11 protein-coding genes are annotated in these 15,565 nt (G+C 64.0%); 4 read left to right on the forward strand and 7 right to left on the reverse strand.

Annotated elements, in window-relative coordinates:
• Window positions 1-11: 11 nt before the first annotated feature.
• The 5 genes from UNPA324_RS22725 to UNPA324_RS22745 all read right to left on the reverse strand — a co-directional run bounded on the left by UNPA324_RS22725 (window position 12) and on the right by UNPA324_RS22745 (window position 6,831).
• Window positions 12-1,517, reverse strand: coding sequence for a M81 family metallopeptidase (locus UNPA324_RS22725; protein WP_128920924.1), 1,506 nt, complete (start codon window positions 1,515-1,517; stop codon window positions 12-14).
• 296 nt (window positions 1,518-1,813) lie between these two features.
• A complete protein-coding gene (locus tag UNPA324_RS22730) occupies window positions 1,814-3,463 on the reverse strand; it encodes an ABC transporter ATP-binding protein (protein WP_128920925.1) in 1,650 nt (549 codons plus the stop codon).
• A 157-nt stretch (window positions 3,464-3,620) separates the two neighbouring features.
• A complete protein-coding gene (locus tag UNPA324_RS22735; protein ID WP_128920926.1) occupies window positions 3,621-4,508 on the reverse strand; it encodes an ABC transporter permease in 888 nt (295 codons plus the stop codon).
• 19 nt (window positions 4,509-4,527) lie between these two features.
• Window positions 4,528-5,469 (reverse strand): ABC transporter permease, encoded by a 942-nt coding sequence (locus tag UNPA324_RS22740; protein WP_164936445.1) that lies wholly within the window; start codon window positions 5,467-5,469, stop codon window positions 4,528-4,530.
• 231 nt (window positions 5,470-5,700) lie between these two features.
• Window positions 5,701-6,831: a M20/M25/M40 family metallo-hydrolase gene (locus UNPA324_RS22745; RefSeq protein ID WP_128920927.1), complete on the reverse strand. Its 1,131-nt coding sequence runs from the start codon at window positions 6,829-6,831 to the stop codon at window positions 5,701-5,703.
• A 269-nt stretch (window positions 6,832-7,100) separates the two neighbouring features.
• Here UNPA324_RS22745 and UNPA324_RS22750 point away from each other — a divergent pair, with 269 nt between their 5' ends.
• The 4 genes from UNPA324_RS22750 (at window position 7,101) to UNPA324_RS35255 (ending at window position 12,478) form a co-directional block, all read left to right on the forward strand.
• Window positions 7,101-8,711 (forward strand): ABC transporter substrate-binding protein, encoded by a 1,611-nt coding sequence (locus tag UNPA324_RS22750; RefSeq protein WP_128920928.1) that lies wholly within the window; start codon window positions 7,101-7,103, stop codon window positions 8,709-8,711.
• Between the two features lie 108 nt (window positions 8,712-8,819).
• Window positions 8,820-10,427, forward strand: a complete 1,608-nt coding sequence (locus UNPA324_RS22755; RefSeq protein ID WP_141936023.1) for an ABC transporter substrate-binding protein — start codon at window positions 8,820-8,822, stop codon at window positions 10,425-10,427.
• 233 nt (window positions 10,428-10,660) lie between these two features.
• Complete coding sequence (locus UNPA324_RS22760) at window positions 10,661-12,244, forward strand: glycosyltransferase family 39 protein (protein ID WP_349630216.1); 1,584 nt, start codon at window positions 10,661-10,663, stop codon at window positions 12,242-12,244.
• A 15-nt stretch (window positions 12,245-12,259) separates the two neighbouring features.
• Window positions 12,260-12,478: a hypothetical protein gene (locus UNPA324_RS35255; protein WP_164936446.1), complete on the forward strand. Its 219-nt coding sequence runs from the start codon at window positions 12,260-12,262 to the stop codon at window positions 12,476-12,478.
• Here the strand turns inward: UNPA324_RS35255 and UNPA324_RS22765 are convergent.
• Both UNPA324_RS22765 and UNPA324_RS22770 read right to left on the reverse strand, forming a co-directional pair.
• A complete protein-coding gene (locus tag UNPA324_RS22765) occupies window positions 12,450-13,700 on the reverse strand; it encodes a multidrug effflux MFS transporter (protein ID WP_128920931.1) in 1,251 nt (416 codons plus the stop codon). The genes UNPA324_RS35255 and UNPA324_RS22765 overlap by 29 nt on opposite strands.
• Window positions 13,701-13,846: 146 nt before the next feature.
• Complete coding sequence (locus tag UNPA324_RS22770) at window positions 13,847-15,349, reverse strand: hypothetical protein (protein WP_128920982.1); 1,503 nt, start codon at window positions 15,347-15,349, stop codon at window positions 13,847-13,849.
• Window positions 15,350-15,565: the final 216 nt, after the last annotated feature.

Consider the following 15,565-nt stretch of genomic DNA (forward strand, 5'->3'; position numbering starts at 1 on the left):
TTTCTGTCCAGTTAGCGTGAAGAAGGATTGAAAACAGGGCCGTTCGGCTTGATGCGGATTCCCGGGCGCAGCTTCGTCCAGGGCAGGGAGGCGGTGTCGGCCGGCATCGCGCCGGGCGCGGCGCAGATCATCAGCTGCTCCGCGATCGGCTCGAAATCGGCGCGGAAGTGCACCGAGCTTTTGTTGACCAGGATCTTCTCTTGCGTCGGCTCGATGCCGACGTAGCGGTACATCGCCTGGTCGGCGAGCTGCGCCTTGTGCGAGCTAACTACGACGCGGACGTCGCCGATGCGCAGGCACGCCGAGGGGCCCATCTCCATCTCGCGGCCGCCATAATAGGGACCGGGCGCAATGAAGCGGCCGTCGGAGAGCTTTTCGACCACGAAGGTCTCGCGATAGGGCTCGTCGCCGGGAATGCCGGACTTGCCGCCGAGCGACAGCGTCACGGTGGCGCCGACGCCGGCTTCATGCGCAGACTTGGCCGATTCCGGATCGTAGATCGCGCCGGTTGCGGCGCTCGCCTTGTTGCGTACCAACGCGCGCAGCATGCCTGTCGTGTCGGAATCGCCACCGGCGCCGGGATTGTCCTGGGTGTCCGCGATGATGATCGGCTTGCTTGCGCCCTTCGAAAGTTCCATGGCATGGCGAACGCCATCGTCAGGCGTCCAGATCTTGCCGTCGAAATCGTCCTCGTGGCCTTCGATCAGCTTGAGAAGCGCATCCGCGGCACGATCGGCATCTTCCTGCGTCCGGCCATAGGCGAACACGCTCGGGCCGCAATCGCGGAAGTCGGCGGCAGGAAAGCCCGGCGCGAACGAGAGCGTCGGAACCGCATCGTCCTCCAGGGCGGCGAGCTTTTCGTAGATGCCTTTGGTGGGCTGGTCGTTGGTGCATTGCCAGCTGATCGGAATCAGGAACGGCAATTGCCGGAACGCTTTTGCGAAGCGCTGCTTCCGCTTCAGCAGCAGCGCGAGATGCCGTGCCGAGGCGCGGCCGGTCGCGGCCATGTCGACATGGGGATAGGTGCGATAGGCGATCAGCGCGTCGGCATGCTCGATCATCTCCGGCGTGACGTTGGCGTGGAGGTCGAGGCTCGTGACCAGCGGAACATCCCTGCCGATGACGCGGCGCACGCGCGCGAGAATCTCGCCTTCGCCGTCGTCGAGATGCTCGGTCACCATCGCGCCGTGCAGATCGAGATAGACCGCATCGATCGGGCCCGCGGCTTTGATGCCGTCGACCATCACCTTGACGATGCGCTCGTAAGCGTCCCTGGTGACGTGCGCCGACGGGCTCGCACCGCAGGCAATGGTCGGGATGAGTTCCCAGCCGTTCGCTTCGGCGCTGTCGACGAAGCCGGCAAGGCCGACATTGATGCGCCGCATCACCTTCAGCACGTCGGCTCCTTCCGTCATCGCCGGCCAGCCGCCGCCATGCTGGAAATCGGCGAAGGTCGCCTTGGTGGGAGCGAAAGTGTTGGTCTCGTGCAGGAAGCCGCCGACGGCGATACGTATCATCAATTCAAGTCCAGCGTTGGAGAGTGCGCGACGTTAGCCTTGGCTTTGCTGCGAGAGCAAGGTGAGAGGCCATCGCGCCATGCATGGCCTCAAGCTGTTTTGGGAATGCTGCGGATGCGATGCCTTTGTGAGCGGCGACACTTCCACATTCTCGGTGTCGTCCCCGCGAACGCGGGGACCCATAATCCCAGGAAGGAGTTTGGCGAAAGCTGGTCGTTCGGGATTAGCGCCACGCGCGGTCGATAGCTTCCGCGGTATGGGTCCCTGCTTTCGCAGGGACGACACTGAAAGTGCTGCTACAGCGTCGCCCCCACGTCTTCGGCCACCGGCCGGAAGTTCGCAAAGTCCCAGTCGCGCCCCGGAGCCGCATCGAGCAGCGCCTTGGTGTAGGCCTGCTTCGGATGCGTCAGCACCTCGGCGGCGGGACCCTGTTCGACGACGCGGCCGTGCTGCATCACCACGACCTCGTCGCAGATCTGTGCCGCGACGCGCAAATCGTGGGTGATGAACAGGATGGCGATGCCGAGCCTAGTCTGGATCTCGTCGAGCAGCTCCAGCACCTGCGCCTGCACCGAGACGTCGAGCGCGGAGACCGCTTCGTCCGCGACCAGCACGTCCGGATCGAGCGCGAGCGCGCGCGCAATGGCGATGCGCTGGCGCTGGCCGCCGGAGAACTGGTGCGGATAGCGCGACACCGCATCGGCGGGCAGGCCGACCAGCTCGAGCAGCTCGCGGGCGCGTTTCATCGCCTCAGGGTGCGCGACGCCGTAATTGATCGGGCCTTCGGCGATGCTCTCGCCGACGGTGACGCGCGGGTTGAGCGAGCGGTAGGGATCCTGGAACACGATCTGGATCTTTTGCCGGTGCGGCTGCAGCAAGCGGCGCGAGATGTCGGCGATCTCGCGGCCGGCAAGCCGCACGCCGCCGGAGGTCGGGTCGATCAGGCGCACGATGCAGCGCGCCACCGTCGACTTGCCCGAGCCGCTTTCGCCGACGATGCCGAGCGTGCGACCCTTGCGCAGTGTCAGCGTCACCTTGTCGGCGGCAACGACCTCGCGGCCTTTGCCGAAGAAGGCGCGTTCCTTGTAGACTTTGCTGAGCTCGTTGGCTTCCAGTACGATCGGCTCGCGGCTCTCCTCGCGCGGCGGCCGCGGCACCAGGCTCGGCACCGACGCCAGCAGGTTACGGGTGTACTCCATGGTGGGATTGCGCAGCACGGCGTCGAGCGGGCCGGTCTCGACCAGCCGGCCCTGCCGCATCACTGCAACGCGGTCGGCGATCTCGGCGACCACGCCCATGTCGTGGGTGATGAACAGCACGGCGGTGCCGTGATCGCGCTGCAGCTCGCGGATCAGGCTCAGGATTTGCTTCTGTGTGGTGACGTCGAGCGCGGTGGTCGGCTCGTCGGCAATGAGCAGCTTCGGCTCCAGCACCAGCGCCATCGCGATCATGATGCGCTGGCGCTGGCCGCCGGAGAGCCGGTGCGGATAGGAGGCGAAGATGCGCTCGACCTGGGGCAGATGGACCTGCTCCATCATGTCGAGAATGCGCTTCTTGCGCGCTCTTGCGTCGAGGTTGGTGTGCGTGCGCAGCACCTCGTCGATCTGGCGGCCGACCGGCACCACCGGATTGAGCGCGGTCATCGGCTCCTGGAAGATCATCGCCATCTGCGTGGCGCGCAGCTGGCGCAGCCGCCGGTCGGTGGCGGTGAGCAGCTCCTCGCCGACCAGCTTGATGCTGCCGGCGGTGGGAACCAGCGTGCCCTTCGGCAGGAGGCCCATCGTGGTGAGCGAGGTTACCGACTTGCCCGAGCCGCTTTCGCCAACGAGACACAGCGTCTCGCGCTCGCGCACCTGGATCGAGATGCCGTCGATGATCTTGTGCCCGCCCGGCTTCTTGCCGACGGAGACGACGAGATTGTTGATGTCGAGGATGGTGTTGGTCATGAGGTTACTCCGTCGTCATTGCGAGGAGCCCGCGACAAAATTGCAAAGCAATTTTGCGCTGGCGACGAAGCAATCCAGAAATCTGTCCGCGGAGGCAGACTGGATTGCTTCGCTTCGCTCGCAATGACGGAACAAGGGGACGGGTCGGCAAACCAGATCACTTCCCCTCCCGCTGCTTCATGCGCGGATCGAGTGCGTCGCGGGCGGCGTCGCCGATCAGGTTGATGCTGAGGATGGCGATCGAGAGCAGGAGGCCGGGCCAGAAGATCAGCGACGGCTTGATCTGAAAGTACTGGCGGCCCTCGGCCATGATGTTGCCCCAGGTCGGCGTTTCCGGCGAGATGCCGGCACCGAGGAAGGAGAGGATCGCTTCGGTCAGGATTGCGGAGGCGCAGACATAGGTGCCCTGGACGATCAGCGGCGCGATCGTGTTCGGCATCAGATGCCGCCACATGATCTTCGGCAGGGACGAGCCGACCGAGATCGCCGCCTCGACGTAAGGCTCCTCGCGCGCCGACAGCACGACGGAGCGCACCAGGCGCGCCACGCGCGGAATCTCGGGGATGGTGATCGCGATCAGCACGGTCCAGAGGCTGGCACCGGACAGCGACACCACGGCGATCGCGAGCAGGATGCTCGGCATCGCCATCAGGCCGTCCATGACGCGCATCAGCACGGCATCGATCAGCTTGAAGAAGCCGGAGACGAGGCCGATCGCGAGCCCGATGACGATGGACAGGATGGCCGAACCAATGCCGATCAGCAGCGAGATGCGGCCGCCATAGAGGACGCGCGACGCCAGGTCACGGCCATAGGCATCGGTGCCGAGCAGGAATTGCGCGGACGACGGCTTGAGCCGTTGCGACGGCGCGAGCTGGATCGGATCATGCGGCGCGATCAACGGCGCGAGTATCGAGATCAGCACGATCAGCGCCAGCAGGACCGTCGCCGTGGCGATGATCGGCGTCGAGGTGAGGAAACCGAAACGCGGCCGCAGTGGCGACGTGATCGGAATGGACGACTGGGGAAGGGTATCGACCGACATGTTTGTCCTTATCCTTGCCTCAGTACCGGATCCGGGGATCGAGCAGGGTGTAGGCGACGTCGATGAGAAGATTGACGACGACATAGATCAGCGACGTCAGCAGGATCATCGCCTGGATCACCGGATAGTCGCGTGCCAGCACCGCGTCCACGGTGAGGCGGCCGATGCCGGGAATATTGAACACGCTCTCGGTGACGACGACGCCCGAGATCAGAAGCGCAAAGCCGGTGCCGATCACGGTGATCACGGGCACGGCGGCGTTGCGCAGCGCGTGGCGCATCATCACGGCGACCTCGTTGATGCCCTTGGCCCGCGCGGTGCGCACGTAGTCCTCGCCGAGCACGTCGAGCATCGCCGCGCGCGTCATACGCGCGATCAGCGCGATGTAGATGAAGGAGAGTGCGCAGGTCGGCAGGATCATGCGCTCGAAGAACGGTCCGAAGCCGGCGCTGATGCTCTTGAATCCCTGCACCGGAACCCAGCGCAGGTCGATCGCGAAGATCTGGATCAGGATGTAGCCGACCACGAACACCGGCACCGAAAAGCCGAGCACCGACAGCCCCATCACGAAACGGTCGATCCAGGTGCCATGCTTCCACGCCGCGATCACGCCCAAGGGAACCGCGACGATCACGGCGAGGATGATGGTCGACAGCGCGATCGAGATCGACGGCTCGACCCGCTGGCCGATCATCTTCATGACAGGCAGATTGGAGATCAGCGAGGTCCCGAGATCGCCATGCAGCAGCTTGTTCACCCAGGTGATGAACTGCACGATCAGGGGCTCGTTGAGGCCGAGCGAGGTGCGGATGCGCTCCAGTCGCTCGGGCGTCGCATTGTCGCCGGCGAGAATTGCGGCGGGATCGCCCGGGGTGAGGCGGAGCAGGAGGAAGACGAACAGCGCGACGACGCCCATCACGGGCACGGCGGCGAAAATTCGGCGAAGGAGATATCCGAGCAAGTTGGATCCGTCTGATTAGAGTCAATCGGCGGCAGCGATGGTCTGTTCTGCCATCAGCCTAACATTTCAGCAATTCCCGTGCCATCCGGGACACAGTTTTTGCAGTGCGGCTAAGCTCGTAGGGTGGGCAAAGCGCAGCGTGCCCACCCTTCCTCCATTTGGCAGAATGGCGGGCACGGCGCTACGCGCGTTTGCCCACCCTACGGAAATAGCTACGGAATAGCCGCGCCATCACTCCAGCGTCGCCAGCAGTCCCGCCATCAAGCGACCGCGCTCAACGAGACTCTCGACTTCGATATACTCCTCCAGCGTGTGGCCATTGCCGCCGCGCACGCCCAGGCCGTCGAGCGTCGGGATGCCCATCGCACCGGTGAAGTTGCCGTCGGAGCCGCCGCCGGAGCTCGCGTGCGGCAATTCCGCGCCGAGAGATTTGGCGATGCCGCGCGCCTTTTCGTACAGCGCCATCGTGCCGGCATCCGGCTCCCACACCGGCCGTGTCACGCCGCGCGTCACCTTGAAGGCGACGTCGTTGGTCGTGCCTGACAGCGCCAGCATCCGCTCGACCCCGCGGTCGAGATCGGCCTGCCGCTTGGCCATGGAGAGTGCTTCGCCGGTGGCGGTCGTGGCAACGCAATTGACCCATTGCCCGCCATGCACGACGCCGACCGAGAAGGTGCAGTCCTCCGTCGTCATCGCGTCGATGCTAAGGATCTGCCGCGCCATCTCTCGGATTGCCGAGCGTCCCGCCGACAACGTCGCGCCGGCATGACTCGGCCGGCCCGTCGCCTCGAGATTGAACCGTGCGATGGCGTAACGTCCGGTGGTGACGCCGTTGTCGGCGCGGCCGGGCTCGGGCACCAGCACATATTTGTTGCGCGCGGCTTCCGCCTCGATGATGTCGCGCGTCGAGGGCGTGCCGACTTCCTCGTCCGGCGTGAACAGCACGGTGATCGGCAGCGGTGTGGTGAAGGATGCGCGCGCCAGCTGCCGGATCGCTTCCAGCGAGAGGTAGTTGCCGCCCTTCATGTCGTAGATGCCGGGGCCGTAGCACTTGTTGCCTTCGCGCCGCCATTTCAGCTTCTCGATGGTGCCGACCGGGTGGACGGTATCCATGTGGCCGGCGATCAGGATGCCGGGCTCACCCTGTTTCGGATGCGCAAAGCGCGCGCGGATCACGCTGCCAAAGCCCTGCCGGCCCGCGATGCGCTCGATCGTCGCACCCATGATCGCCATATCCCGCGCTGCGATATCGAGCATGCGGTTAACGGCATCGGCATCCCAGGTCGGGCTCTCGCATTCCACCCAGGTGCGCAGGCCTTCGAGCATGGCCTCGGAATCGAAGGGAAGATTGGCTGGATTCATCCTAATGTCTCTCAAGCTTCGAAAGATGGAACGCGCATTGCATCGCCGCAGCGCGAGACGAGTGGAGAGTGTTGTAGAGCCAAACCGATCCTTGTGGAGCCCTTGCCCGCGCCGCCAGGGCCTGCAGCGAAACCGGATTGACGCGCTCGGCACTGTCTGCAAGTCTCGAAAGATAAAGGCATTGCATGAGGTTAGTTCGCCCAAGGAACGAACCGCATGCTTAATCAATAAGCCGCCTTTGAACAGTTTCACGTCAGGAGAAACTTTTTATGTTGCACTTCATGCGCCGGGGGCCTCGCGCGCTTGCCTCCAAACTTGCGCTGTCTGTCGTCGCGCTTTCGACGGCGTTCGCCTCGCCGGTGCTCGCGGCCGGCAAGACCATCACGGCGGTGATGCATTCCGATCTGCGCATCATCGATCCGATCTTCACCACGGCCTACATCACGCGTGACCACGGCTACATGGTCTACGACACGCTGGTGGCCCCCGATTCGAGCTTCAAGATCCAGCCGCAGATGGCGGATTGGAAGATCTCCGACGACAAGCTCACCTACACCTTCACACTGCGCGACGGCCTGAAGTGGCATGACGGCGCACCGGTGACGGCGGAAGACTGCGTCGCTTCGCTGAAGCGCTGGGCCGCGGTCGACGGCATGGGCCAGAAGCTGATGGACTTCACCGCGAGCATCGAGGCGACCGATGCCAAGACCATCACGTTGAAGCTGAAGGAGCCCTACGGACTCGTGCTCGATTCCATCGGCAAGCCGTCCTCGCGCGTCGCCTTCATGATGCCGAAGCGCCTCGCCGAGACGCCGCCGGACAAGCAGATCCCCGAGCAGATCGGCTCGGGTCCCTTCAAGTTCGTGGCCTCGGAATTCCAGCCCGGGGTGAAGGCGGTCTACGTCAAGAACACCGACTACGTGCCGCGCAAGGAGCCGGCGAGCTGGACCTCCGGCGGCAAGGTGGCGAAGGTCGACCGCGTCGAATGGATCACGATGCCGGACTCGCAGACCGCGGTGAACGCGCTGCAGTCGGGCGACATCGATTTCATGGAGAACCTGCCGTACGACATGCTGCCGGTGCTGGAAGCGAACAAGGAGATCACGATCGAGGTCTCCAACAAGTTCGGCTTTCAGACGCTCGGCCGCATGAACTTCCTCTATCCGCCGTTCGATAACGTGAAGGTGCGACGTGCCGCTCTCTTGGCCATGAACCAGAAGGACGTTCTCGACGCGCTGGTCGGCAATGCCAAGTACCAGAAGATCTGTGGTGCCTTCTTCGTGTGCGACACCCCGTTCGCAACCGACGTCGGCGCCGAGACCCTCATCAAGGGCAACGGCATGGCGGAAGCCAAGAAGGCCCTCGCCGAGTCCGGCTATGACGGTACGCCGGTCGTGGTCATGGCCCCCGGCGACGTCACGACCCTGAAGGCCCAGCCGATCGTCGCCGCCCAGTTGCTGCGCGAGGCCGGCTTCAAGGTCGACCTGCAGGCGACCGATTGGCAGACGGTGGTGAGCCGTCGCGCCAGCCAGAAGCCGCCTAAGGAGGGCGGCTGGAACATGTTCTTCACCAACTGGGTCGCGGCCGACGTCTCCAACCCGATCGCCAATCTCTCGATCGGCGGCCAGGGCAAGAAGGGCGGCTGGTTCGGCTGGGCGGAAGACGCCAAGATCGAGCAGCTCAAGGACGCCTTCGTCCGCGCGCCTTCGATCGACGAGCAGAAGAAGATCGCGGCCGACATCCAGAAGGAAGCCTACGAGCAGGTTATCTACATCCCGCTCGGGCAGTACCTGCTGCCGAGCGGCTGGCGCAAATCCCTGACCGGCGTGCTCGATGGCCCGGCGACGCCGCTGTTCTGGAACGTCGACAAGTCGGAGTAAGGCCAAGTCGAACAAGGAAGGCGCCTCGCGCGCCTTTCACGCCGAACGTTACGCGGCGCCGCTTTCATCAGCGGCGTCGTGCGCCAGCCGCTCGCCAGGAGAACGTCGATGTTCCAACTCATGCGTCGGGGGCGTCTGTCGTTCGCCTCCAAACTTGCGCTGTCGATCGCGGCCCTTTCGGCACTGGCCTCGCCAGTGCTTGCCGCAGGCAAGACCATTACCGCTGTGATGCATTCGGATCTGCGTATCCTCGATCCGATCTTCACCAGTGCCTATATCTCGCGTGACCATGGCTACATGGTCTACGACACGCTGATCGCGACCGATTCCAACTTCAAGATCCAGCCGCAGATGGCGGATTGGAATATCTCCGACGACAAGCTGACCTATACCTTCACGCTGCGCGACGGCCTGAAGTGGCACGATGGGACGCCGGTCACGGCGGAAGATTGTGTTGCCTCCCTGAAGCGCTGGGCCGTGGTCGATGGCATGGGACAGCAGATGATGCTGTTCACCGCGAGCATCGAAGCGACCGATCCCAAGACCATCACACTGAAGCTGAAGGAGCCTTACGCGCTCGTGCTGGAATCGATCGGAAAGCCGTCCTCGCGGGTCGCTTTCATGATGCCGAAGCGTCTTGCCGACACGCCGGTGGACAAGCAGATTCCCGAGCAGATCGGCTCCGGTCCCTTCAAATTCGTGCAGGCTGAATTCCAGCCGGGCGTGAAGGCGATCTATGTCAAGAACACCGATTACGTGCCGCGCAAGGAGCCGGCGAGCTGGACGGCGGGCGGCAAGGTGGCGAAGGTCGACCGCGTCGAATGGATTACGATGCCGGACGCGCAGACGGCGTTGAACGCGCTTCAGTCGGGCGACATCGATTTCATGGAAAATCCCGCCATCGAGATGTTGCCCACCATCGAAGCCGACAAGGGGCTCAAGCTCGAAATTCTCAACAAGTTCGGATTCCAGACGGGCGCACGGATGAACTTCCTTCACGCGCCCTTCGACAACGTCAAGGTTCGCCGCGCGGCGTTTCTTGCGATCAAGCAGAAGGACGTGCTCGATGCGTTGATCGGCGATCCCAAGTATTACAAGACCTGCGCGGCGGCCTTCATCTGCGACACGCCGCTCGCGACGGACGTTGGCGGTGAAACCCTGGCCAAGGGCGGCGACATTGCCGCGGCCAGGAAGGCGCTGGCCGAATCCGGTTACGACGGAACACCTGTCGTGCTGATGGCGCCGGGCGACGTGCTGACGCTGAAGGCGCAACCCATTGTCGTCGCACAGCAACTGCGCGAAGCCGGCTTCAAGGTCGACCTGCAGGCCACCGACTGGCAGACGGTGGTGAGCCGTCGCGCCAGCCAGAAGCCCCCGAAGGAGGGCGGCTGGAACATGTTCATCACCAATTGGGTGAGCGCGGACGTGGACAACCCGATTACCAACGTCGCCGTCGGCGGGCAGGGCAAGAAGGGCGGCTGGTTCGGCTGGGCGGAGGATGCCAGGATCGAGCAGCTCAAGGATGCCTTCGTTCGTGCTGCCTCGCTCGAGGAGCGAAAGAAGATCGCGACAGAAATCCAGAAAGAGGCCTACGATCAGGTGCTCTACATGCCGCTCGGCCAGTATCAGGCGCCGAGCGCCTGGCGCAAGTCGCTGACCGGCGTGCTCGACGGCCCCGCGACGCCGGTGTTTTGGAACGTCGACAAATCGGAGTAAGCGGGGAGGCGATTCTCCCACCTTTTGCTGTCTTCATCCAGCGGCGCGGCTGTCATCAGCGGCGCCGTTGCCATTTGTCAGCTTCGCGTCAGCTGGAAACCGGTGGAGCTCTTAACCCTGCCGATTTCCAATCATTGCTATTTGTTTCAATATTGAAATAGATGTGTCGTCTTCACGCATCGTTTCCCTTTCTCCATTTGATCCCCGTGCCGATCGATTTTGCATTCCAGGCTATGGCCGAACGATCCGATCGCGCGCCGGCGCGTTGGCGGCGGCCTTTCCTGCGTTGGCTCGACGGCGTTGAGGCGGGCTGGGCGGTTCCGCTTCTCGTCGGCAGTTTCGTTGCGGTCTGGACGCTCTATCTGGCGATCGCCTATGCCGGCGGCGGCCTGCACCCTGATACGCTCGAGGCGTGGACCCTGGGGCAGCATTTCGCCTGGGGCTATCACAAGCATCCGCCCTTGAGCGGCTGGATTGCCGCGGGCTGGACCGCCGTCTTTCCGCTCAGCGACCGGTCATTGCAATTGATGGCGATGGTCAATGCGGGGCTCGCGCTGATCTTCGTCGATCTGATCTCGCGGCAGTTCGTCACTGGACACAAGCGCATCCTGGTGCTCTTGCTTCTGATGCTGACGCCGGCTTATCAATTCCATGCCCAGCGCTTCAACGCCAATTCGGTGCTGCTCGCGACCTGGCCGCTGGCCACCTGGTGCTTCCTGCGCGCATTCGAGACGCGCGCCCCGCTGTGGGCGGCGGCGGCCGGATGCACGACGGCGCTGGCGATGGTCGGCAAATATTATTCGATCTTTCTCGTCACCAGCTTTGCGCTTGCCGCACTGGCGCACCCGGCGCGGCGCGCCTATTTCACTTCCGCTTCGCCCTGGATCTCGGTCGTCATCGGGCTCGCGGCCCTGTCACCTCACATCTATTGGCTTGCGACCACGGGCGCGCCGACTTTCACCTACGCGCTGGCGCACGCAGGCGGAAACGCTGCGACCTCGTTCAGGGAGGTGAGATACTTTCTGCTGGGGCTCGTGGCGGCGATGAGCGTGTCAGCCGTGCTCTGGGTACTCGTCGCAGGAACGCGCTTGAAGCAGTTTCCGGCCGACTTCGCGGCGATGAGCCCGGGCCTGCGGCTATTGTTCTACGTCACGATCGGCACGATCGTGCTGCCGGTCACGACGTCGCTTGTGATGGGCACTGATCTGCCGTCGCTGTGGGCGTTGCAGGGGCTGTTCCTGTTCGCCGTTCTCGTGGTCTGCGGCACAAGCTACCCGATCGAGCGCTTCTACACCGTCAACCTCACCGTGACCGTGGCCGGCGTCGCGCTCGCGGCGGTTTCGATCGCCGCCCCGATCCATGCCGTCTGGCGCAACGATCACGGCTATGAGGAGGGCCGGAATCTCTACGCCCAGGCGGCCAGCGAAGTGACGCGCCAGTGGCGGGAGTTCACCGGCGAGCCCATGACGACCGTGAGTGGCGATGAGGCGCTGGCTTTTGCTACCGCGTTCTACAGCCCGGACCATCCACGCTTCGGACACGAGGATGTATTGGGATTGGCCCGCAAGACATTGCTCGATCGTGGCTGGGCCGCGCTGTGTTTCCGCGACCAGGAGCCTTGCATCCGATGGATGGAGCTGGCGTCCTCTCGGACCGGACATTTCGTCAGGCGCGAGTTCAGCGTGCAGGCCACGCTGTGGGGGCGGCCCGGTCTTTCGCGGGAGGTGGTTGTGCTGATGGTGCGGCCCAGGGGAATCCGGATGATCCCCAAGAGCGCTGCGGATGATTTCAGCGCCAGCCGGCGCGCGACCGAGTAGACGTCGCGCTCAGCAATGGCTGTCGCGCAATTGCTCGAGGCCCTCGCTCGCAAAAGGCGTTGTCAACGCGGCCTGGCCGGTGCCTGGCTCGGAACCTTCCGTGCTCTGCTGTTCGACGTCGGCGTGATCTTCGCGGTGTTCCAGTTCCATCGCAGCGGCCCTTCAAAATTGCTGCAGGACAACATTGCGGCCGTCCGGAAGTTCCTCAGGCGACGGGACGATGATGCGGCTTGAACAGCCGACCCTTCTCGACCACCAGCACGATCGGGAGCGCAGTGAGCGTCGACAGGAAGAAGCCGACCGAGAACGGCAATAGCGTGCCGTCGAAGCTCTGTCCGATGGCCATGCCCACCACGATTCCGATCAGCGTCGTGATCGAGCCATAGAGCGAGGAGGCGGTGCCCGCGATGTGGCCCTGCGGCTCCATGGCGAGCGCGGTGAAGTTCGCGACCATCATGCCGAACGAGAACATCATCAGGGCGGAGAGCACCATGAACAAGCTCAGCGGCAGCATGCCGAGGCTTTCCGTCAACAGCATCACGCCCGCCACGATTGTGTAGAGCATCAGCGCGCCGTGCGAGATCACGCGCATGCCGAGCCGCCCGACCAGCCGCGCATTGAGGAAACCGGCGACGGCGGTGCCGGCCGCAATCGCGGCGAAGGCGAGCGGGAAGTAATGGCCGAGGTGATAGATGCCGGTGAAGACCTGCTGGGCGCAGAAGACATAGGCGAACAGCGCGCCGATGACGCTGCCGGCCGCCGTGGCATAGCCGATGGTCTGGCGATTGGTCACGGTCTGGCGGAACGCGGCGAGCACGTCGGCGGGCGCCAGCGACCTGCGTCCGGATTCGGGGAGGGTTTCAGGCAGCCGCAGCACGCACCATGCGAGCGCGAGCAGGCCGTACAGCATCAACACCACGAAGATGCCGCGCCACGCCGTCACCAGCAGCACCGCCTGTCCGAACGAGGGAGCGATCACGGGCACCGCGATGAACACCATCATGGCGAGTGACATCACGCTCGCCATGCGGCGGCCGACGTAGCAGTCGCGCACGATCGAGGTCGCGATCACGCGCGTCGCCGAAGTGCCTAGTCCCTGCAGCGCGCGCGCCAGCAGCAGCGTCTCGAACGAGGGCGCTGCGACCGCCAGCACACTTGCCACCGCGTAGACCGCCATCCCGCCGAGCAGCACCGGCCGGCGGCCGAAGCGATCCGACAAGGGCCCCATGACGAACTGGCCGGCGCCGAATCCGATCAAGAAGGTCGACAGCACCAGCTGGAGATGGTTGGCGACGGGAATGTTGAAGGCGGACCCGATATTGGGCAGCGCCGGCAACATCATGTCCATGGCGAGCGGATTCAGCGCCATGATGGACGCGATCACGATGACGAATTCCGGAAAACCCATTGGACGGTGTCCCGTGGACACCCAGGAATCGGCATTGACGTCGGACAAGCAGCTCACCTCTGAAATCGAGCAACCTTATCCATCGTTCATGCTGCGTTGCACAACCCATGTTTCGGGATGGCTGGCAGGCGGAGCAGGTGCGGACAAGAATTGGTGAGGAGCCGGTCCCCGCGCGAGCCCCAGCAGACCTGATCTTACCGGGAAGCGGCCCCTTGCCGGGTGTAGAGGCTGACATACCCGCCGGTATATTCCTCTTTCCAACCCCTCTCGCCGACCAGGAAGTGCCGCAGCTGGTCATGTGCTCTGATCCAGAGCACCGCGTCGATCTTGTACTTGCCGATCACCATGTCCCAGGTCGTCGCGTTGATGTCCCGCCGGATCAGCTTGAGATAGTCCCGCAGCAATTCGTCGGGGTAGGCGGTCGCCGCCCGGCCGTCGACGAAGAGGGGCACTGATCCCTGCGTTCTGAAGATCAGGAGCCCGCCGAGGTTCCAGTGGTTCAGCAGGTGCCCGCGCGAGGTGTGCGTCTCGAGATAGCGGGCATCCTCTTCCGAGAGCATGTCGGGCAATGCCAGCGCCGGTCTCACCTGCATGAATGTGAATGGCAGCAACAAGATGCCGACGACGCCTGCCGCCAGCATCGCGCGCTGGACCTCGAAGCTGCGGCGCTTCGGCAGCAGCCGGTCGATGTGCAGGGCCATCGGGACGCTTGAGAAGATGAAGAAGAACGCGGTGTATCTGAACTGATAGAGACCCAGAACCAGGAAGAGCCACGCCAGCACGCGCGCCTCGAGCGGAACGTGCGTGGCGTTGCGGTCTCGCAGCTCCAGGGCGACGAATATCAGCGCATAGGCGATGCCGGGAATGCTGCCCGGCAGCTCCATGTTGTGAAGATAGGATCGCCATTCGCTGATATCGGCCTGGACGAAATGACCGAGCGTCGCCGTCACGCCGTCATAGACATGCCATCCCAGCGGATTGACGAAGATCGCGATGAAGCACCCGACGCCCGCCAGGCAGTAATTGCGAAAGTCTGTCCAGTCCCGCCGCAGCAAAGCGATGCCGCAGAAGACGCCGAGAATCGGAAAGGCGAGCATGAAGCCGCCATGCAGGTTGACCCAGACGATCATCATCGGCGGCAACAGCAACCATCGTCGCCGCCGCAGGCATTCCCCGTAAAAGACGACCGCGAACAACATCGTCGCGATGTTCGGCGATGCCGCCAGATACATGTTGGGCGAGGCTTCGTAGCAGGGGTAGAGCAGGCACGCGGCGAAGACCGCAATGCAAACCGCCGGGGCCGAAGCGCCGCTGCTTAAGCCGCAGAAGGTGAGGTAGCCGGCGATGACCGCGCCGCAGGCGACGACCATGAGGACGATCCCGGCAAAGCCGGCCTGCTGATACAGCGCGCTGGCCATCACGTCCCAGAGCCAGGACAGATTGTACCATCGCTTGTCGCCAACGGTGAATGCCCACGGATCCTGCAAGGGGACTTCGCCCCGCTGCCTGATCAGGTCTCCGGCGGCGAGGTGCCAACCCAGATCATAATGGCCGAGCAGAAGCGGTCCGTTCGACAGGTAAAACACGGAGAGGAAGGCGATCAGGAAGACGTAGACCTCGACCCCGTGGAGGCGAGGTGCGGACGCCGCTTCTGTTCCCCCGATCCCGGACCGGGACCAATCCTCGCGCGCGTCCATCGGAGCTCTCACCATCGAAGCCAGCCGCTCCAGGCCTTGCATGTCCCTGGGTCTGCATCGACGGGGCAGACATCGTTCGCTTTAGGGGAAGACGATCTAAAGTGGAGTAAAGGCCAGCCGCGCCGCGCGGGCTCCGCGCGCGGAAAGGGAGCTTGGTAAACGAACGATTGCGTGCTCCGTGCGCGTCATGAGCTACAGGCGCGCTCGCCGAGGCGG

This window comes from Bradyrhizobium sp. UNPA324, assembly GCF_006658635.1.
In the GTDB taxonomy this organism is placed as follows: Bacteria; Pseudomonadota; Alphaproteobacteria; order Rhizobiales; family Xanthobacteraceae; genus Bradyrhizobium; species Bradyrhizobium nanningense.

Bases quoted from the DNA above. Each gene is read 5' to 3' on its own strand.
- UNPA324_RS22725 (WP_128920924.1), bottom strand. From the start codon at position 1,517: ATGATACGTATCGCCGTCGGCGGCTTCCTGCACGAGACCAACACTTTC.
- UNPA324_RS22730 (WP_128920925.1), bottom strand. From the start codon at position 3,463: ATGACCAACACCATCCTCGACATCAACAATCTCGTCGTCTCCGTCGGC.
- UNPA324_RS22735 (WP_128920926.1), bottom strand. From the start codon at position 4,508: ATGTCGGTCGATACCCTTCCCCAGTCGTCCATTCCGATCACGTCGCCA.
- UNPA324_RS22745 (WP_128920927.1), bottom strand. From the start codon at position 6,831: ATGAATCCAGCCAATCTTCCCTTCGATTCCGAGGCCATGCTCGAAGGC.
- UNPA324_RS22750 (WP_128920928.1), top strand. From the start codon at position 7,101: ATGTTGCACTTCATGCGCCGGGGGCCTCGCGCGCTTGCCTCCAAACTT.
- UNPA324_RS22755 (WP_141936023.1), top strand. From the start codon at position 8,820: ATGTTCCAACTCATGCGTCGGGGGCGTCTGTCGTTCGCCTCCAAACTT.
- UNPA324_RS22760 (WP_349630216.1), top strand. From the start codon at position 10,661: ATGGCCGAACGATCCGATCGCGCGCCGGCGCGTTGGCGGCGGCCTTTC.
- UNPA324_RS35255 (WP_164936446.1), top strand. From the start codon at position 12,260: ATGGCTGTCGCGCAATTGCTCGAGGCCCTCGCTCGCAAAAGGCGTTGT.
- UNPA324_RS22770 (WP_128920982.1), bottom strand. From the start codon at position 15,349: ATGGACGCGCGCGAGGATTGGTCCCGGTCCGGGATCGGGGGAACAGAA.